16 protein-coding genes are annotated in these 20,372 nt (G+C 39.7%); 2 read left to right on the top strand and 14 right to left on the bottom strand.

The genetic code is table 11. The annotated features are described in order from the left end of the window. The 7 genes from ACNI3T_RS14360 to ACNI3T_RS14330 form a co-directional block, all read right to left on the bottom strand. The coding region (locus ACNI3T_RS14360) for a DUF349 domain-containing protein (RefSeq protein ID WP_418228417.1) at positions 1 to 2,015 on the bottom strand (2,015 nt) is incomplete at its 3' end. A gap of 115 nt (positions 2,016 to 2,130) precedes the next feature. Then, positions 2,131 to 2,859 carry a shikimate dehydrogenase family protein gene (locus tag ACNI3T_RS14355; RefSeq protein ID WP_418228416.1) on the bottom strand — a complete coding sequence of 243 codons (729 nt, stop codon included), beginning with the start codon at positions 2,857 to 2,859 and terminating at the stop codon, positions 2,131 to 2,133. After that, entirely contained in the window at positions 2,856 to 3,872 is a 1,017-nt protein-coding gene (locus ACNI3T_RS14350) for a DUF368 domain-containing protein (RefSeq protein WP_418228415.1), read from the bottom strand. Before ACNI3T_RS14350 ends, ACNI3T_RS14355 begins: the two co-directional genes overlap by 4 nt. Next, positions 3,859 to 4,797 carry a DUF368 domain-containing protein gene (locus ACNI3T_RS14345; protein ID WP_418228414.1) on the bottom strand — a complete coding sequence of 313 codons (939 nt, stop codon included), beginning with the start codon at positions 4,795 to 4,797 and terminating at the stop codon, positions 3,859 to 3,861. Before ACNI3T_RS14345 ends, ACNI3T_RS14350 begins: the two co-directional genes overlap by 14 nt. A gap of 39 nt (positions 4,798 to 4,836) precedes the next feature. Continuing rightward, positions 4,837 to 6,234 carry a tetratricopeptide repeat protein gene (locus ACNI3T_RS14340; RefSeq protein ID WP_322300710.1) on the bottom strand — a complete coding sequence of 466 codons (1,398 nt, stop codon included), beginning with the start codon at positions 6,232 to 6,234 and terminating at the stop codon, positions 4,837 to 4,839. Positions 6,235 to 6,322: 88 nt separating this feature from the next. Beyond that, on the bottom strand, positions 6,323 to 7,522 hold the full coding sequence (locus ACNI3T_RS14335; RefSeq protein WP_418228413.1) for an aspartate aminotransferase family protein: 1,200 nt from the start codon (positions 7,520 to 7,522) through the stop codon (positions 6,323 to 6,325). After that, positions 7,519 to 9,258 carry an OstA-like protein gene (locus ACNI3T_RS14330; protein ID WP_418228518.1) on the bottom strand — a complete coding sequence of 580 codons (1,740 nt, stop codon included), beginning with the start codon at positions 9,256 to 9,258 and terminating at the stop codon, positions 7,519 to 7,521. The genes ACNI3T_RS14335 and ACNI3T_RS14330 overlap by 4 nt, the downstream gene beginning before the upstream one ends. A 279-nt stretch (positions 9,259 to 9,537) precedes the next feature. On the opposite strand from ACNI3T_RS14330, the gene ACNI3T_RS14325 reads away from it, so the two are divergent. Both ACNI3T_RS14325 and ACNI3T_RS14320 read left to right on the top strand, forming a co-directional pair. Then, positions 9,538 to 10,335 (top strand): ferritin-like domain-containing protein, encoded by a 798-nt coding sequence (locus ACNI3T_RS14325; RefSeq protein WP_418228412.1) that lies wholly within the window; start codon positions 9,538 to 9,540, stop codon positions 10,333 to 10,335. Positions 10,336 to 10,360: 25 nt separating this feature from the next. Continuing rightward, positions 10,361 to 11,224 carry a ferritin-like domain-containing protein gene (locus tag ACNI3T_RS14320; protein WP_418228411.1) on the top strand — a complete coding sequence of 288 codons (864 nt, stop codon included), beginning with the start codon at positions 10,361 to 10,363 and terminating at the stop codon, positions 11,222 to 11,224. Positions 11,225 to 11,515: 291 nt separating this feature from the next. Here ACNI3T_RS14320 and ACNI3T_RS14315 read toward each other — a convergent pair whose 3' ends face one another. The 7 genes from ACNI3T_RS14315 to ACNI3T_RS14285 form a co-directional block, all read right to left on the bottom strand. Further along, positions 11,516 to 12,790: an adenylosuccinate synthase gene (locus ACNI3T_RS14315; RefSeq protein ID WP_418228410.1), complete on the bottom strand. Its 1,275-nt coding sequence runs from the start codon at positions 12,788 to 12,790 to the stop codon at positions 11,516 to 11,518. A gap of 12 nt (positions 12,791 to 12,802) precedes the next feature. After that, a complete protein-coding gene (locus ACNI3T_RS14310; protein WP_322300704.1) occupies positions 12,803 to 13,258 on the bottom strand; it encodes a Fur family transcriptional regulator in 456 nt (151 codons plus the stop codon). Positions 13,259 to 13,281: 23 nt separating this feature from the next. After that, entirely contained in the window at positions 13,282 to 15,492 is a 2,211-nt protein-coding gene (locus ACNI3T_RS14305; protein WP_418228409.1) for a RelA/SpoT family protein, read from the bottom strand. A 35-nt stretch (positions 15,493 to 15,527) separates the two neighbouring features. Continuing rightward, on the bottom strand, positions 15,528 to 16,766 hold the full coding sequence (locus tag ACNI3T_RS14300) for a M48 family metallopeptidase (protein WP_418228408.1): 1,239 nt from the start codon (positions 16,764 to 16,766) through the stop codon (positions 15,528 to 15,530). A gap of 10 nt (positions 16,767 to 16,776) precedes the next feature. Beyond that, on the bottom strand, positions 16,777 to 17,589 hold the full coding sequence (locus tag ACNI3T_RS14295) for a TrmH family RNA methyltransferase (RefSeq protein ID WP_418228407.1): 813 nt from the start codon (positions 17,587 to 17,589) through the stop codon (positions 16,777 to 16,779). Positions 17,590 to 17,700: 111 nt separating this feature from the next. Further along, on the bottom strand, positions 17,701 to 19,014 hold the full coding sequence (locus ACNI3T_RS14290) for an amidohydrolase family protein (protein ID WP_418228406.1): 1,314 nt from the start codon (positions 19,012 to 19,014) through the stop codon (positions 17,701 to 17,703). A gap of 10 nt (positions 19,015 to 19,024) precedes the next feature. After that, the coding region (locus ACNI3T_RS14285; RefSeq protein WP_418228405.1) for an amidohydrolase at positions 19,025 to 20,372 on the bottom strand (1,348 nt) is incomplete at its 5' end.

Here is a 20,372-nt window from a genome sequence, read left to right as displayed (position 1 = left end):
TCTGCTTTGGTGTTGTCAACGTCAAGCTTTTTAAAGAGTTGATCCAGCGCTTTATTGAACTTTCCTTCTATAAATCTTTTATTATAGGGTACACGACCCACTTCCTTCCAGGAGTTGATTTTATTTTTGATAGACGCAAGGTTTTCCTTCTTGGTGCCAGCTAGTTCCAAAGATTTTACTTCATCCAGTAAGGCTTTTTTCTTCTCAAAAGCTTCCACTTCATCCTTATTTTCTTCATTCTTCTGGGCGTGCATACGATCAAAATAATGATTACAGGCTTTCTTAAACTGTTTCCAGACCTTGTCACTATCTTTTCGGGGTACATGTCCAACTTTCTTCCAATCGTTCTGGATTTTCTTCATGAGCGGTGTGACCGTTTTAAAGTCATCACTATCCATATTGTCTTCTGCAATTTTAATAAGTTCTTTCTTTTGCTCGAGATTATCGTATTGCTGTTTCTTTAAGTTCTTGTAGTACGCGTTTTTCTTTCGATTGAATTTACGTACATGCTCTTTGAACTCATTCCAGATTTCCTGGTTCTTGTTTCTTGGGACTTTCCCAGCTTTGAAGAATTCTTCTCGTAGAGCTTCGATTTGCTTGATACTTTGCTGCCATTTGTTGTGGCTATCGAAATCCTGTTCTGCGATTTCCTTGATCTTGATAATGATATCTCTTTTGTTCTCCCAGTTCTTCTCGTACTGCTCGTCCAGCTGAGAAAAATATGCCTGACGCTTGTCGTGAATTTGTTTTGTGGCAGCGCTAAATCGCTTCCAGATGTCTTCGCGATACTCCTTCGCTACGGGACCAAGTTCTTCCTTCCACATTTTATGTAGCATCTGCAATTCCCTGAATGAACGATTCGTATCTTTTTCCTGTACTAATTCTTCAGCACGGTCTATCACCTTAAGCTTTTGCTCAAGATTATGCTTAAAGTCCAGATCTCTGAATTCCCGGTTTAAATGGAGAAAATCATAGAAATTTTCGACATGATGATGATAGGTGTTCCAAACATTATTATAACGATCTCTAGGAATAGGTCCGGCGGTACGCCATTTATCCTGAATTTCCTTAAAATGATTGTAAGTAGTATTAATATTTTCCTCAACACCCAGAAGTCCCTTTAATTCCTCTATAAGCTCTAAGCGAATATTCAGGTTGTGGTTGAGGTCTTTCTTCAGGCGTTTATAATAGTCATTTCTCTTCTCACGATAATCAAAGTATATCGAACTAAATTGCTTGTTAAGTGGAGTGGAGTAGTGGAAGTCAATAATATTCCCGCCTTCAGCAAGAAATTCTTCCTTTTTTTCTTCCATTTCCTCGTCGAACTTAGCATTAAATTCGGTTCTGATCTCCTGCACATGTTCTTTGATCGCCTGGACCTTCTCAGTTTTGAGCAATCTTTCCAGTTCCTCTACAAGATCTTCCTTGCTCATGGAATGGTAATCTTTCTTTTCTATAGCATGCCGTTCACCAGCGCTTTCATCCTCGCTCTCTTCAGCAACAGAGTTCTCCATGTCTTCCTCGTGACTGCCGCTTCCTTTTTGGTTTTCCCCCACCACTGCTTCACCAATATCACTATCAAGATCTTCATCCTGTTCTTCAATTTTTGCCGCCATTTTCCTGTTTTCGGATTCTGAAACGATCGAATCTTCATGATCTGTAGATTCTGAAACTTTTCGAACAGATTTGTTTTCAGGTTCAACAGATTCATTTTTCTTCTTTACAGGATAAGTATCTCCATCACCTTCCATGGCTGTATACGGATCTTTATCAGGATCTGTTTTTTCTATTTTTTTTTGATCTGAAGTTGCCTTTCCTGAAGCAGATTCATGAACGATCGCATCTTCATGATCGGTCCCATCATCACCTTTTCGTTCAGTTGCCTGCTGAGGTTTTTCAGAGCTTTCGTTCGGGTCATTCAAAGAATGATCTGTAGAACCGGAGGTCTGTTTGGAGTCCTTTTCATGGTTCTCAGACATTTCATTTTTCTTGTTCTCATTTTCTGTAGTGGACATATCTTTCAATGTTAGGGTTCTTCAAAATCGAATTATTCTGAAAGATAACAACTCCACTAAAATTGGACAAGGGAATGATTCTATTTATAAATAGAATGAAGCTTTGAATGTCGAATTAAGAATTCCAGATGGACCAGCTTTTTTCAGCCTGAAGTTCCAACATTCTATAGCCATTTAAGGTTTTTGCGCCACGTTCAGAAGCTAGCTTCATGAGCCTGGTTTCCTCTGGATTATAGATAAGATCAAAGATGATGTGCTGGCTGGAGATGCCCTCGAGAGGAATAGCAGGGTAGCGTTCGGTTTCGGGAGAAGTTCCTAGAGGTGTTGTATTAATTACCAGCTTATTACGTTTAATTACTTCAATGCTTAGTTCACTATATGACAATGTGTTTTCCGAAGAGTTTCTAGAGATAAATTGGTAGGGAACTGACAGTTTGTCAAGAGCATAGGCGACGGCTTTCGAAGCTCCTCCGGTTCCCAGGATTAGGGCAGAGCTATGGAAACTTTCCAAGTGATTTTCGAGTGATTTCTTGAAGCCAAAATGGTCTGTATTATAGCCAGTGAGCTCACCGTTCTTAGAAATTTTAATCGTATTCACAGCGCCTATTTTTTGCGCTTCCGGGTCAAGATGATCGAGAAATGGAATTACTTTTTCCTTATAAGGGATGGTGACGTTCAATCCGGAAACTTCAGTAGTTTTAAAAATTTCAGGAAACTGATCAATGCTTTCAAGATCAAAATTGATATACCTGGCATCAATATTATTATTGCTGAATTTCTTGCTGAAGTAGTTCCTGGAGAAAGAATAATCTATGTCTTTTCCAACGAGTCCAAAGGTTCTCATTTTTCCGAAGTAATTTTTTCGTACCAGGCGAGTCCAAGTACAATGCTAATTCCTATTCCTATACAAAAGATTGCCGCGAAAGTTTCTACCTGATCGAATTGTGGCCAGTATCGATCGTAATTGTCGATCACCTTATTTCCGTTCCTATCAATAAGAACTTTACCCTGTTCACCAATTTTATAAACTTTCTCCTTCCATGGCCATACAACTCCAAGGGAGCCTGTGATAAAACCAATGATGACTGCAAAAGTTTCTTTTTTTCTAGTCTTCAGTACATATCCAAGCAAATGAGATAATGAAACCAGTCCGGCCAGAGACCCGATGGCGAAGACGGCCAGTACTTTGAGCATTTGAATTCTTTCCGCATTTCCAGTCCAGGAGAAATCCAGCAGCAGGATATCTGCCAACGTATCGTAAAGTGCATTCACTGAGTCTACCAGTAACAGGACATAGTTCCCCACCAGAATCAATATAAAGCTGCCGGAGAGGCCTGGAAGTGTCATCCCCGACACACTTATCATTCCGCAGATAAAAACAAACCAGAGATTGTCATTTTCTCTTGCAGGTTCCAGGAAACTAATGGCTATTCCGGCAATGATTCCAAGTACTGCAAATACAATCGAGTTACGATCCCAGTCTTCAAAGTCCTTACTAATGTAATAAATGGAGCCAATGATCATTCCGAAGAAAGCTGACCAGACGTATAGTTCATAGTGAATAATGAGGTAATCCAGAATCTTGGAAACACTAAAATAGCTAATGAGCATCCCAAGGATCAATAGAATTAAGAACTTCCCGTTGATATAATGATAAAGGCTTCTGAATCTACCAGAGATCAAAAGCTTAAAGGCTTTAAGATTTACTTTTTGTAGTGAATAAATGAACTCTTCATAGAATCCGGCAACAAAAGCAACAACACCTCCAGACACACCAGGAACCTTGTTCGCAGCGCCCATAGCCAGACCTTTTAGAACCAGCAGGAACTTATCTGTGAAGGTCCTAGTTTGCTGCATTGGCATTTTCAGGTTTATTACCAGCCAGCATTTCCAGGCCTAAGATGAGGAAGAACCCGGCCAGCATAAGTACGACAGACCATAATGTTTGTGGATCACCGTCAAAGTTCCATGGTAAAACTGAAGCTTCCTTAAGAACAACCTCCTTCTCACCATACATCGCGGTCTCCAGAGTCTCTTTCCACGGCCAGATCTTGTTTAGTGAGCCAGCGATAAATCCGGTAAGAACCGCGAGGGTAATACTGCTGTAATGAACGAATAGCCATTTCAGGATCTTTGAGAAGGTAAGCAGTCCGAAAACAGCTCCAATTCCTACAATACCTAATGTTTTCAAATCAAAATCGTGAGCTGCTTCAGTAATTGACTTATATGCACCTAACAATACCAGAATAAAAGCCCCTGAAATTCCAGGCAGGATCATTGCGCAAACGGCAAGTGCTCCAGCAAAGAATAAAAATAAGTAGGAATTACTGGCGGATAGCGGCGGCAGGCTAACGATATAGAACGCAACTGCGGCACCAATTAGCAGCGCTAAAACGATCTTCCAGGTCCATTTTGGGATTTGCTTACCTACAAAATAAATACTGGCAACCACAAGTCCAAAGAAAAAGGACCAGATTAGAATTGGATGATTTTCTAGAAGATAGTTGGCTACACGCATTACGCTAAATATGCTAACGAGAATACCTGCGAAAAGAGCCAGAATAAAATTACCATTCAGCTCCTCCCACATAGCCTTAAAACCGTTGGCCTTCCAGGTAGAAAGCAAACCAAGGTTCACTCCACTAATGGTGGTGATCAACTCTTCATATATACCTGAAATAAATGCGATAGTACCGCCGGAAACTCCGGGAACAACATCTGCGGCTCCCATAGCCATTCCTTTAAGGCTTATCTTTAGATAGTCCACTAAACTGCGTTGCATCTTAGAATTTTATGATTTTGCTCAAAGGTAGCAAAATTACTAAGAGAGCTTTACGAAGGAATTTATAATTTGTTTGATGCTTTTTCGCTCGAAAATATTCGGAAAAAGTTCTTCTATGATGATGTAATATTCTGAGTCGGTTTTTAAGGCATTGTTCAAATGAAAATAACCTTTATCACCATTGTTCGTATTAAAATATAAACCGGCAAGACGATATTCGACTTCCGCAGTACCTGGGTAAAATTCCAGTGCCTGCATCATGCTGGAAATCGCAGTTTCATATTCTCCCAGTCCAATCAGAATGTCACATCTTCTAATCCAGGTCTCTAATTCGTAATTTCCCAGTTCGAGACTTTTTTTATAGCCTTGTTCAGCTTCCTCAGGGAAATTCAGCCTACTGTTGATCTTTGCGTAACGTTTCCAGTAAAGAACGTTTTCCTCGTCTATATTAATCGCTTTATTGATATAATATAAAGCCTTTGGGAAGTTCAGTTTTTTTATATAGAAGTCGGTAATCGCGATCCAGCCCTTATCGAGTAGAGGATCTTCATGCACGGTTTGCTCGTAATTCTTGATCGCGAAATCATCACAACCAAGTTTTTCGAAACATTTACCAATTCTCAAATATGCGAAAGATGTAGGATCATCGAGTTCCAGCGTAATATTATAGTTTTCGATAGCTTCATTATAACGCTTTAATTTCTCAAGGACCTTTCCTTTTTCCAGGTAAGCTCCCACAAACCTGTCATCACTAATAATGGCAAAATCAAAAGCTGCCAGCGCTTTCGTATAGTTCTTCAGGTCAAAATATTGCTTTCCAACCTGGTGCCAGGCTACTTCGCAATACGGGTGCTTGTCCAGGTATAGATTCAGGTAATCAATAGCCTCTTCTTTCTGTTCAAGAAAATCGAAGCAGTACATGATATTGTAAAGTGCAGAATAATCTTCATCATCTGCCTCAAGGCATTTCATGAAGCTATATTTCGCATTTTCAAAATCTTCGAGAAACAAATATTCCATCCCGATGAGCGAAAATATTTCGGCATCTTCAAGCGTGATCTCCAAAGCGGCTTCCAGCATGGTAATTGCCTCAGCGTGCATATCTCGCTTTGAATATATCTGAGCCTTTTGAATGTAGATCTCTTCGTTGGAAGATTCCAGGTTCTTCAGTTCATTAAGTATGCTGTCGGCAAGATCCAGTTTATCCTCAAATACCAGGATCTCAACTTTGTATAATCTTAGATTGACTGAAGTAGGATGCTGGGCGAGACCCATTTTCACCGCTTTCTTGGCAAGAGCAATCTTGCCATTCTCCATGTAATGGTTGATGATATTCTCAAATTCGTTAGAATCGAAGAAAAGAACATCATTGGTCTTTAGCATGGATTCGAAGCGATCAAGAGAGAAATTATCTTCTTCGTTATGGCTCAATTGCATAAGAGAGTGATTATGGGATTTCTACTATTAATAAAGTTAAAAAGGAATAAGGGCAATAGGCACGCCCGCCTGCATTGTTGTTAACAAATTAATTAACAGCTTCAATATTGCTATTTAACTCTTCCAGTATGTCAACAATAATGCCACATCCTTTCAAAATTTCTTCAGAAGATATTGTCAGGGGTGGAGTGATCCTTACTGCGCGCTTTTCGAACAACAGCCAAAATAAGATCAATTGTTCGTCTTTTGCTCTAAGGACCAGCTGGTCTGCAATTTCGGCAGACTTTAAAATGATTGCCAGCATTAATCCTCTTCCTCGAACTTCTTGAATGAGTGGGTGTTGTAAATGTTTTCTGAAGAGCTTTTCTTTTTGCAAGGTTTCAGCAATAAGACTTGTGCCCAGAAGCTCTTTTAGAGTAGCCAGTGCTGCGGAAGCAATTAACGGATTACCTCCAAAAGTGGTGATATGTCCCATTTTGGGGTTGTCCATAAGTAAATCCATGACCTCTTCTGAAGCTGTGAAGGCTCCAATTGGCAATCCTCCGCCCATTCCTTTTCCCATTACCAGGATATCAGGAACAAGCCCGAAATTTTCAAACCCAAATAATTTGCCGGTTCTTCCAAAACCTGGTTGTATTTCATCCAGAATGAGTAGGGCGCCCACTTCTTCACAACGTTTTTTTACTTTCAGAAGGTAATCATCTACAGGCTGGATAAATCCGGCACCACCCTGTATTGTTTCCAGAATAACGCATGCTGTATGATCGTTAATATTCTGGAGATCTTTAGTAGAGTTAAATTCTATAAATGAAACATCTCCTATCAAAGGTTTGAAAGGTTCTACCCGTTCTTCAAAATCCATTAGACTTAAGGAGCCCATCGTATTGCCGTGATAGGCGCGCCTTGCCGCAATGATCCCCGTTTTTCCAGTAGCCCTCCGGGCAAGTTTCAGTGCACCTTCGATCGCCTCAGTTCCGCTATTTACGAGATAGGTTTTAGATAGCGAACCAGGTAAATTTTTTGCAAGCAATTTACTAAGCTCTACTGCAGGAGCCTGTGCGTATTCGCCATAAACCATCACATGCAGGTATTTCTCAGCCTGCTCTTTGATAGCATTTACCACTGCTGGATGAGAGTGACCAAGAGTACAGGCTGATACGCCAGCAACAAAATCAAGGTAATTTTTGCTATCACTTGTCTTTATATAACTACCTATGGCACTTTCTACCTCTAATGCCAGTGGGTGAGGAGTGGTTTGGGCCTGAAATTTTAAAAAATCTTCTTTCATTCCTGGTTGCCAGTTAGAGTGTCCATTACTGGTTTTGCAATTTCTTCGATGGGTTTTTTAAGTGAATCCTGAACCTTCTCGCTTTTATACTTTAAAGAATCTTTAGCTCTATTCTTTAGAATTTCTGGTTTAAGTCTGGAATTTTGATCCAGCAGGAGGTCGTCTTCCTCGCGTTCATCAAAAAACTCTTCAGGAGCTTCAGGCATTTCGATACCTTTGATCCGGGTAAGTTCTGGTATAGGTTTTCCTTCAAATAGTCCTTCTTTAGAAATAATTCTTTCATCACCGCGCCAGTTAAAACCAGCTAAGGTTCTTTGGTTTTGAGGAACTTCATCTTCTGGAGGCATTTTACCCTGAACAGCATTTAAATAATCTATGAATTCGATCTGTTGATCCTGAAACAGAATACGTATATAACTGGCAAGGGTTTTATTAATAGAAATAAGGGCGCCCTCATCATTTCTTAGATAATTGAGAGTTTCAGTATTTTTATCAATTATGACTTCCCGTAGTTGATTATCTTCAAAATAGCCTGTGAGAATCTTTCCTTTTAACTGGTTGTATCCTTCTATTGTATCTTTCTGAATCAAAAAAGCATTGTCGAATACCAGCAGGCTATCCAGTTTTTCAGATTCAGGATTGGATTGAAGGTGAATGCTATCACCACTCATTTGATTGAGCCCGGACCATAAAACCGGTTTTTTATCCCCGAAACGACCGAGATTAATTAATTTTGAAAGTCCGCTTTGTTGATCTGAATGTATAGAGTCACTACGCCCGCTCATAGGGTTTTCACCGGTTTGATCTTCTTTGAAAATTCTTACATCATAGAAACCACGAATAATTCTATGCTCAGGTTTCCCAGTAATCATAATGGTATCACTATGGATAAACAAGGTGTCTCTCTCCTGTAAGCTTGCGGCAAGTGCCCTTTTTGTTATAAAAACAGAATCCTTATCTCTATAAACTTCAGCATAATGACCGGTGACTTTGCTTTGGTTTATAGTGTCGATGACCTGTATATTATTTGTGGCAGATGCGAAACTGGTTTCACGATCAAAATACAGACTGTCTCCCTTCAGTACTCGGTTTTCATAATCTATCCTGGAGTTTTTTACGAAATAACCATTATCTGCTCTGGTATCATAAAATCCGCGTTCGCAGTAAACCGTGCTGGTTTCACTTTTGATCGTTGAAGGTCCATATAAGTAAGCGTAACCACTTTCAGAATAAAAATCGAGTTGTTCAGAGTTTATAGTATATTCCGGGTTAGTTACTACTACTTCATTAATGAAACTATACTTATTCTGTTCCATGAAGTAACGACCACTCTGACTTTTGAGGACACTAGCTGTATCTTTAACAGTTCCACCGCTTCTGTAGAATGCTTCCTGTTTCAGTCTGTCGAAGAACAAACTGTCGGTTTCAAGGGTGGTTTGAGGTCTTTTCATTAATACTTTTCCGCTGGCAAAGGCAAATTCGGTATCACCATTATATTCAGCATAGTTGCTGGTCATACTTACACTGTCACCTTGCTGCATTCTAATATTACCATAAGCCTTGAAGAAATTGGCTTCTTTATAAAAAACTGCATTATCGCACCAGACTTCAATTCCATCGTGATCAAAATATACCTGGTTATCAATTTTACTTAGAATTAAAGCGCCCGGATATCTGGCTTCGTTTTTTAAAGTTCTATCAGATTCGTAGTTGATTTCCTGACTATTTTGTGCCATTCCTACCTGAATGAAAATTACACAAAGAAGTACGTTAAAGAAGTATCGCAATTCGGTATTTTTTTCAAAAGTACTCAAAATTTAAATGCTTGGGATTATAGACATAAACGTGATACTAGAATTTTTGGTATGCCAAATAATCTTAACAAAACTCCGTAAAAAGGCTTATAATCCTTAAGGAAATCAAAAAATTCTGGCATTTAAGACAACCTTAACGATTGGATTAAAACTGAATTGTCTTTCCCTTCGTAAGTTTCCATAGAAACTAAAATTTTAATCATGAAAAAACCCTTAGTGAAGGTTGATGTACTAGATGCATCACCTAAAAATTCGAACAAGAATTCGCGTAGGAAGTTCATTAAATTAGGTGGTCTAGGTATAGCCGGTTCCAGCTTTTTATTGTACGGATGTAGCGATGATGATTTATTTAACCCAGGCGGAGATGTAGGAGGACCAGATCCAGTGGATCCGGATCCAACAGAGCCACCAGTAGATGCAGTATTTGATCTTGGAAGTGGAGATGTGGGAATTTTGAACTACGCTTACGCACTGGAGCAATTGGAAGCAGCATTCTATACAGCTGTACGAGAAGGTGACTACTATGCAGGTGCTAGTGATGAAGAAAAAAATATAATGGATGACCTCTACAATCATGAAGTAATCCACAGAGATTTCTTTAAAGCGGCGATTACAGCAGCGGCTGGAGAAGAGAACACATTACCAGATCTTGAATTTGATGTTTCTTCTATCGACTTTAGTAGTAGAGACTCTGTTCTTCAAACAGCAATGGCTCTTGAAGATACCGGAGTTGGTGCATACAATGGAGCTGGAGATAGAATTGCAGATGCAACTTATTTAACATTAGCAGGTAAAATTGTTTCTGTTGAAGCACGTCACGCATCGGCGATCAGATCGCTATTGAACCCAGATTCTGCAGATTTTGCTGGAGATGATATTATCGATGAAAATGGATTAGATCTAGCGTACGATCCATCTGAAGTATTTGAAATCGCTGGAGGATTTATTGTAACAGATTTTACTGCAGACAACCTTCCAGAACCGAATACAGGATCCTAAACACTAACATCTAAAAAGAAAAATTATGAGTATTATAAAATTATTAGATGAATTTTCATCTGAAAAATTAACTACCAAATCAAGTTCGAGGCGAGAAATGTTCTCTACTCTTGGTTCATTTGGAAAAAAGGCTGCTATGGCTGCTGTACCTTTTGGATTAGCGAGCACCAAGGCTAACGCAATGTTTCAGGATAGTGGTAATGCTGCAGTAGACGCTTTACAACTGGCTTTAACATTAGAGTATTTAGAAGCTGAATTTTACAGATTAGCTCTTGATTCTGGAGTTCTTCCATCTGGAAGACCAGAAACTGTATACATGCAGATTTATAAGCACGAGGATGCACACGTAGAATTTTTAAAGGCTGGATTAGAAGGTGCAGGAGCAACTCCGGTATCTATGCCTAATTTTGACTTTACTGCTGGTGGCGCTTTTGACCCATTTAACGATAATGGAATTGGTCAGGACACTGCCTATGCGCAATTATTAGCTTTAGCTCAGGCTTTCGAAGATACTGGGGTAAGAGCATATAAAGGACAGGCTGCTAATCTTATGGGAACAGCATTCTTAGAACCAGCGCTTCAAATTCACTCTGTAGAGGCTCGTCATGCTTCTGAAATTAGAAGAATTAGAGGTCTTGAAGGTTGGATTACTGGAAGCATGAGAGGTGACGGAATGCCAGAAGCTACTCAGCCAGTATATGATGGTGAAGAAAATGTGATGCAGGGTGGAGTGGATGTTACTACACTAAATTTCGCCAATCCTATTGTAGGAGACGTTACTGAAGCAGTTACTCAGGCTTTTGATGAGCCAATTACAGCAGAAACTGCAACAGCTATTGCTAGTTTATTTATCGTATCTGATGATTCAGATTCTGATTCAGATGACTAAACTAACTCAATAACATAGAATTTAAAAGCCCCAATTTTGGGGCTTTTTGTATTTGCGCAATGAAATTAAGGCTACTCATCATTTTGAATTAAGTGTCTAATATGATTTTGCGAGAATAGATGTCATATACCATGATACTCTGTGACTAGGGTTAAAACTTGAGCAAGTTATAGCAAATGTATTACCTCTATGGATCATTAAAATTTCAGGATAATAACCAGGTTTATTTTAAATTTCAGTAATAAAAAAAGCCCCTGTTCGGGGCTCTTATATATCTCAGTTAGTAAATTACTAGCTTCTTTGAATTGTCTGACTTCTATCTGGTCCAACAGAAACGATCGTTATTGGCGTTTCCAGTTCACGTTCCAGATATTCAACATAATCGTTGAATTCCTTTGGAAGCGTACTTGCACTGGTCATTTTGGTAAGATCTTCTTTCCAGCCTTTCATTTCGGTATAGACCGGCTCAAGATTTTCAGGTTCTATATTAAAAGGTAAATGATCAATAGTTTCACCTTTATATTTATAGGCGGTACATACCTTTAAAGTATCGAAACCACTAAGCACATCACCTTTCATCATGATTAACTGAGTGATCCCGTTCACCTGAACTGCATATTTCAATGCAACCAGATCCAGCCATCCGCATCTTCTTTTTCTTCCTGTAGTCGCTCCAAATTCATTTCCTATTCGTCCCATCTTTTCTCCGGTCTCATCGAAAAGTTCAGTAGGGAATGGGCCACTACCAACTCTGGTGGTATATGCTTTAAATATTCCAAATGCTTCCCCGATCTCGCGTGGCGCTACTCCGAGCCCGGTACAAGCGCCAGCAGCAGTAGTATTGGATGAGGTTACAAATGGGTATGTTCCAAAATCAATATCCAGTAAAGAACCCTGGGCGCCTTCAGCAAGGATGGATTTTCCATTTTTCATAGACTTGTGAAGGTAATCTTCACTATCAATAAAAGTAAGTTCTTTGAGAGTTTCGATCGCAGTACGGAATTCTTTTTCAAGCTCTTTAAGATCATACTGTACATCCACATCATAGAATGCAATCATCTTCTCATGCTTGTCTGCAAGTGCACGATAACGATCCTGCCAGTCTGCCATTTCCAGATCTCCTACACGTAAACCATTTCTACCGGTTTTATCCATATAAGTTGGACCAATTCCTTTTAAAGTAGATCCAATCTTAGCTTTGCCTTTTGAAGCTTCAGAAGCAGCGTCAAGCAATCTATGCGTTGGAAGAATAAGATGTGCCTTTCTGGAGATTAACAGTTTAGATTTATAGTCTATTCCATGTTTGGCTAGATTATCCAGTTCTTTTTTAAAGATGACCGGGTCTATAACTACACCATTTCCAACAAGATTGATGCTGTCATCATGAAATATACCTGAAGGTATCGTGTGTAAAACGTGCTTTTGCCCATCAAACTCCAAAGTATGTCCTGCGTTAGGACCGCCCTGAAATCTGGCAATAATATCGTATTTGGAGGTGAGTACATCGACAATTTTGCCTTTTCCTTCGTCACCCCATTGAAGACCTAGTAGTAAATCTACAGCCATGAATTCTTAAACTTAGTTGGTTGATTTTTTGTTTCCGTAGAAATACAGGGAGTGTTTATTGATTTCGATATTAAATACTTCCTCGATCGTTTGCTTGATACTTTGTATCCTTGGATCGCAGAATTCAATAACTTCTCCTGTATCTGTAAGTATGATATGATCGTGCTGGCGGTCAAAATAGGATTTCTCGTATTGTGACTGATTCTGCCCAAACTGATGTTTTCTAACTAGTCCGCACTCCAGTAGGAGTTCGATCGTGTTGTATAGTGTTGCCCGGCTCACTCGATATTTCTTGTTCTTCATCATTATATATAAAGACTCAATATCGAAATGATCTTCAGAATTATAGATCTCCTGAAGAATAGCGAAACGTTCGGGTGTTTTCCGATGTCCTTTGTCTTCAAGATACTTCGTGAAAACGTTTTTTACGACCGCCTGATCGTTCTTATTTACGACTTTTTTGCTCATAATTGCCCTGCAAAGGTAAAAGTTTATTCACGGCTTACCTTGTCTATGCCGTTAATTTTTTTCAGTCGCTGGATGATCGTATTCAGGTTGTTATTGTTCTTCACAACCAGCGTAATTCTTCCATTGAAAATACCATCTGAACTGTCAAAATTCAGGTTTTTCATATTCACACCCAGGTTACTAGAAATCTCTTTCGTGATCTCACTTACCAACCCAAGATTGTCAATTCCCTGAAGTCTTATAACAGATTGGAAGTCCTGTTGTGAACTGTCTATCCATTTCGCCTGGATGATCCTGTAGGCATAATTGGATTGGAGTTGCAATGCGTTGGGACAATCTTTCTTATGAACCTTGATACCATCGTTAACAGAAATGAATCCGAAGACAGTATCCCCGGGAATAGGATTACAGCAATTTGCTAATTTATAATCCAGTTTCTCTTCTTCCTTACCAAACACCAGTTGATCATACTTAGCAGTGATCTCATCCTTATTAATATCTGCCGCTACCTGTGGCTTTTTGATCTTACTTTTGAAATAGCTTACCAGGGAATTGCTGCGAGAGTTTGCAAAGTCTTTTAGCAACTGATTGTCGATCTTCCCAATACCTACGCGATAGAAAAGATCAAGACTAGTTTTCAGATTAAAGAATACAACAAGTTCGTTGATAGACTTTTCGTTGAACTGGATTTTTTGTGCTTTTAGTTTCCTTGCCAACACTGCCTTTCCTTCCTCTGCGATTTCTTTCTTCTCATCTTTTAAGGAAGATTTGATCTTTGCACGTGCTCTTGCGGTAGTAGCATAATCCAGCCAGTTCACATTAGGCTGAGCATTATCTGATGTAATAATCTCCACCTGGTCACCACTTTTTAATTCGTGACTTAAAGGAACCAGTTTGCTATTTACACGAGCACCTCGAGTGCGAAGCCCAATTTCTGTATGAATGCTGAAAGCAAAGTCCAATGGAGTTGATCCCTTAGGTAGAGATTTAAGATCTCCCTGAGGTGTAAAGACGAATATTTCCTTGCTATACAGGTTGAGTTTAAATTGTTCAACAAAATCAACGGCATTTACATCTGGATTCTCGAGTGCTTCCTGAAGTCTGGTTACCCATTCTTCGAAACCTCGTTCTTCTTTATTGTTATCTCCCTGTTTGTATTTATAGTGAGCAGCATATCCTTTCTCTGCGATCTCATTCATACGTTCACTTCGAATCTGAACTTCCACCCATCTGCCTTTAGGTCCCATAACTGTAATATGCAGGGCCTCGTATCCTGTAGATTTAGGAGATGAGATCCAGTCTCTTAATCTGGTAGGATTAGGACGGAAGTGATCGGTCACTATAGAATAGATCTTCCAGGCCAGGAACTTCTCCTGTGATGGTTCACTTTTATAAATGATCCTGATCGCGAACTTATCATAGATCTCGTCAAAGCTAATATTCTGGGTCTGGATCTTCCGGTTAATAGAATAGATGGATTTTGGTCTGCCTTTAATACTATAGTCCAGGGATTCCTTATCCAGCGAGTCTTCGATCACACGGCTGAATGCTTTGATATAATTATCCTGATCTTCCTTACTTTCTTTGATCTTCGTTAAGATATCGTGATACACTTCAGGATCTGTATATTTTAAACCGAGATCCTCAAGTTCGGTTTTTATGTTGTAGAGCCCGATCCTGTGTGCCAGAGGAGCATAAATATATAAGGTTTCCGAAGCAATTTTAATCTGCTTATCAGGACGCATGGCATCCATCGTTTGCATATTATGTAAGCGGTCTGCGATCTTAATGATGATAACTCGAACATCATCGTTGAGGGTAAGAAGCATTTTACGGAAGTTTTCCGCCTGTAGGGAAACATCCTTATCTTTTTTAAGACTTGAAATCTTGGTGAGTCCGTCAACGATCTTTGCCACGGTTTCACCAAACATTTTTTCAATATTTGAAAGGGTATATTCTGTGTCTTCCACCACATCATGTAAAAGTGCAGCAGCGATCGAAGTCGCATCCAGCCCAATTTCTGAAGCAACTATTTTTGCCACGGCTATTGGATGGAAAATATAAGCTTCACCAGACTTTCTTCGCTGATCCTTATGTGCATCTACCGCAGTATCAAACGCCTTTCGAATGAGTTTCTTGTCATCTTCGGAAAGGGTTTGGTAGCTTATACGCAGCAATTCCTTGTATTGCCTTGCAATTTGCTTGTTCTCTTTTTCTATCGCAGCCTCGGTCATAGGTTAAAAGTACAATTAAGATAAAAAGTAAACAACTAAATACCTGCCTTCAAATTCTGAAATCTTTGCAGTAAACTCGGGTGTGAGTAATGTACGAAAATATAGGTTTTATGAGGAGTTAAGTTGCTCAATGTATTTCCAGATAACTTTTTTAAACTACTTACCAGGTATTGTGCGTTGTAAGTTTTACTCGCATAGTCATCAGCCTGGTACTCAAACTTTCTCGAAATGTAATTCATAATAAGACCGGTTACTTCTGAAATAGGACTATATAATATTCCGAAGGCAATCAGGCCAATATGAAAACTTGGCTCACTTACACTTAATGCAGATGATAGTACGGGACTACCTACGAACAAGGATAGCAGCCATAAGGTGAATCCGGTGGTAGCTATTGAAGCAATTAAATTAAATACAATATGTTTCTTTTTGTAATGACCAACCTCGTGTGCCAGAACTGCAACGATCTCTTCTTCTTCCAGATCATTGATCAAAGTGTCATATAAAGTAATTCTTTTTTCTGAACCAAAACCGGAAAAATAAGCATTGGCCTTAGTGGAACGTTTGGAGCCATCGATCACAAAAATGTTGTCCAGCTGAAACCCTACTTTTTCCGCATAAGCTTCGATTTTAGTTCTCAAGCTACCTGATTCCAGAGCGGTTTGCTTATTAAAAAGCGGAACGATCAATTTTGCATAGAACATATTCATGAAAACCGCGAACACAGATACGAGTATCCATGCGTACCACCAGAAATCTTCCCCTGCTATCTGATAGAACCAGATGATTAATGCTAAGATTCCACCGCCTACGATGATGATCATTAAAAGACCTTTTAATTTATCAATAAGAAATGTTTTTTTACTGGTTTTATTAAATCCATATTTTTCTTCTATCACAAAAGTACTGTACCAGGAAAAAGGCGTTGTTAGCAGGTCACTACCAATCATGATGATCCCGAAGAATATAAGAGCTATTATAATAGGATTGCTGGAAAACTCACGTGCAATCCCATCTACCGCAGCAAAGCCTTCGAAAACCAGAAAGAGTATAGTAAGAAGTACTGAAAAACCAGAGGAGAGCAGACCGAACTTAAAACGTTCTTTTTTGTATCGTTGAGACTTTTCATACTTCTCATCATCGTACACATCTGCCAGTTCCGAAGGAATAGGGTCATCGAAATTTTTAGCATTCAATGTATCAAGGAGGGTGTCGAAAAGAAAATCAGCGATTACGACTCCAAGAATGATGTAATAAAGAGTTTCAGCTTGCAAATTATAAAGTTTAAAGTTTAAAGCCCCGTTGTCTTCGTGCTTCAAAGATGAGAATGCCAGCTGCGACCGAAACGTTCATACTGTCGATAGCGCCTTGCATAGGAATGATAATATTGTGCAGGGATTGTTCGTGCCATTCATCACTAAGCCCTGTAGCTTCGGTTCCAACGACGATTGCTGTTGGTCCTTTTAAATCAACTTCGTGGTAAGGTTTCGCAGCTTGTAAAATGGCCGCATAAATATTGATGTTTTTATTCCGTAGAAATTCTATGATTTCTGAAGTTTCCCCGGTGGCGATCTTATTGGTGAAAACACAACCTACGCTACTCCTTATAATATTTGGATTATAGAGATCTGTTTTAGGGTTTGCAATAATGACCGCGTCCACCGCAGCAGCATCTGCAGTTCTTAAGATTGCGCCAATATTACCTGGTTTTTCAGGTGCTTCAGCGATCAGGATTAAAGGAGAAGTTGAGCTAAAGTCTAAATCTTCCAGTTTATTTTCACGGGTACGAAAAATGGCGATAACTCCTTCGGTACTACCTCTATAAGCGATCTTCTCGTATACCTCCTGGGAAAGTTCAGTGATCTGTTCTGTATGTTGATCGCCTTTTTTTACAAGTTCAAGCACCTTCTGAAACTCTATTTTTTCAGGAACATAATAAAGGTGAAGCAGTTCGTAGTGATGGGCTACCGCAAGACCTGTTTCCCTCAAGCCCTCAACAAGAAATGCATTTTCCTTTCTTCTAATTCTTGATTTCTCCTGCAACTGAAGCAACCACTTCACTTCCTTGTTCTGCAGACTGGTGATCTTTTTCAACATAGTCACAAAAGTAAGTAGATATTAGGCATAAAAAAAGTTGCCCGAAGAGTAGAGTGGAAGCTTTGCAGCATTTCCATTCCAGTCCTTCGGGCAACTTTGAAATCAATTCAGTTACTCAGATTCCTGTTCGCTGTATTTTTTGGAATAGCGTTTCCAAAGTTCAGTTTGATGTGTTTCCAGACTTAGTTCCCTTCCGTCTATAAAAGCATGCGAAAGAATATTTGTACGCATGTCCAGTGCATCACCTTCAGAAATGAAAAGAGTCGCAGATTTCCCTTTTTCGAGAGTTCCGTAATCATTATCAATTCCCAGGATCTTTGCATTATTGGCAGTAATAAGACTTAGAGCATCTTCTTTATCCATACCAAACGCAGCTACCGTTCCAGCATAGAAAGGTAGATTTCTGGTATTCATACGTTCCATTTGTCCGCTGCTTTCTAGTCCAACCATAACTCCTGCATCATGCAGTAATTTTGCTAGCTTATATGGCTGATCGTAATCTTCGTAAGCATTATCTGGAGTACTGTGCGGTCTGTTTACCAATACCGGGATCTCTGCATTCTTCAATTCTGAAGCGATCGCAAGTGCGTCGTAACCTCCAACAATTACTACAGAAGAAAGCTCATTTTCTTTTTTAAATTGAATAATATCCAGGATCTCTTTTTCACCATCAGCATGAATAAATACCTTTTTATCTCCGCTAAAAACTTTTTCCATGGCTAAAAATGGCAGGTTTTGATCATTTCTATCACCATTTAGATAAGCTTTTGAGGAAGCGAAGAAATCTGATAACTTCTGAATTTCTTCGGTATACTCTTTATTAGGCTTAAGCCCCGGGTCTTCACCTCTCCACCAGCGACCACGTCTAAATGAATCGGGCCAGTTGATATGCAGACCATCATCAGCTTTTACAGCAGCATCTTCCCAGTTCCATGCATCAAATTGTACGATGGAAGAAGTTCCGGAGATCAACCCGCCCCGGGGAACCACCTGTCCCAGAAGTACACCATTGGGTCTCATGGATTCTACGATCTTACTTTCTGTATTATAGGCGATGAGGCTTCTTACATTTGGCAGCATGTCACCCATTTCATCCTGATCTTCCGTAGCTTTTACAGAAGCAATCTCTACCAATCCAAGCGTGGTATTTGGAGCGATAATCCCTGGATAGACATGTTTTCCAGTAGCATCGATCTGTTTACCTGGATATTGTCTTTTGGTGAGATCTGCGGCAATGATCTCGGTAATCCTGCCATCCTCAAGAATGATAAGGCTATTCTCGATTACTTCACCATTTCCAATGTGAGCGGTAGCACCTACAATGCTGATCGCTTCCGCCTGTTCTGGTGCCGGGGTTTGCTGTGCAAAACTATTTCCGCAAAAAAGTAAGCTCAGCAATCCTATGTATAAATTTAATTTTTTCATCTTCAGTATATTATTTTACAGCTTCTAAAAGATCACAGTGCACATGCTGCTTTTCTTTCTTTTTCACTGGTTGCGTTTTAACTCCACTGTTCTTTTCCTTCAGCATCTGGCTTATAAGACTGCTTCTTTCCTTCTGAATCTCCTTACGAAGTTCCAGATCTCTATCCTTGTCAAAATAAACAACGCCTTCTACCATTGTTTTCTCCGGAACAGCATAAATTGAAAGTGGATGATCATTCCATAAGACAAGATCTGCCTGTTTTCCGGTTTTTATACTTCCAACTAAATTATCTACATGTAGTAATTTTGCAGGATTGATCGTAACCATTTTCCAGGCGTCTTCTTCGCTCATTCCACCATACTTCACACTTTTTGCGGCTTCCTGGTTAAGTCTGCGACTCATTTCAGCATCATCGCTATTAATGGCTACGGTGATGCCCACGTCGTTCATGATTGCGGCATTATAAGGAATTGCGTCGTTTACCTCGTATTTATAGGCCCACCAGTCTGAAAACGTTGAAGCACCAACACCGTGTTCTTTCATTTTATCGGCCACTTTGTAGCCTTCAAGAATGTGAGTGAACGTGTTGATATTAAAATCGAACATTTCAGCAACTTTCATCAACATATTGATCTCACTTTGGATATAAGAGTGGGAAGTGATAAAGCGTTCGCCATTAAGAATCTCTACAAGAGTTTCCATTTCAAGATCTTTTCTGAAATTGTCTCCAGCAGCCTGCTTCTCTTTTTCATAAGCCTTAGCACGACTGAAGTAGTCTATAAATACCTGTTCCACACCCATTCTGGTTTGCGGAAAGCGATTCCCGTTCCAGTTTGATTGTTTTACGTTTTCACCAAGTGCAAATTTGATAAACGGTGGTGCCTGTTCGAAGATCAATTCATCTGCAGGAGCTCCCCATTTTAATTTCAGGATCGCAGATCTACCTCCAATGGGGTTTGCAGAACCATGTAATAGCTGAATGGTCGTAACACCACCAGCCAGGTTGCGGTAAATATTGATATCTGTAGGGTCAACTACATCTTCCATGGTCACTTCAGCAGAAGAATTATGACCTGCTTCATTAATGTCTGACGCCGCGATATGTGAATGCTCATCAATAATCCCGGCAGTAAGATGTTTACCGGTAGCATCGATAACTTTCGCTCTGCCGGCATTAAGGTTTGTTCCAACCTTAACGATCTTTCCGTCTTTTACAAGAACATCGGTATTTTCCAGAACACCTTCATCTTCGCTAGTCCATACAGTAGCATTTTTGAAAAGTACATCTTCCTGCTCTGGTCTTTCTTTGAAACCATAAGCAACATTTGGATAGGTTACCGCGATCAACTCACGGGTG

Origin of the sequence: Christiangramia qingdaonensis (assembly GCF_048381525.1) — a bacterium.
GTDB lineage: Bacteria > Bacteroidota > Bacteroidia > Flavobacteriales > Flavobacteriaceae > Christiangramia.
This window is presented reverse-complemented; position numbering and strand designations above follow the sequence as displayed.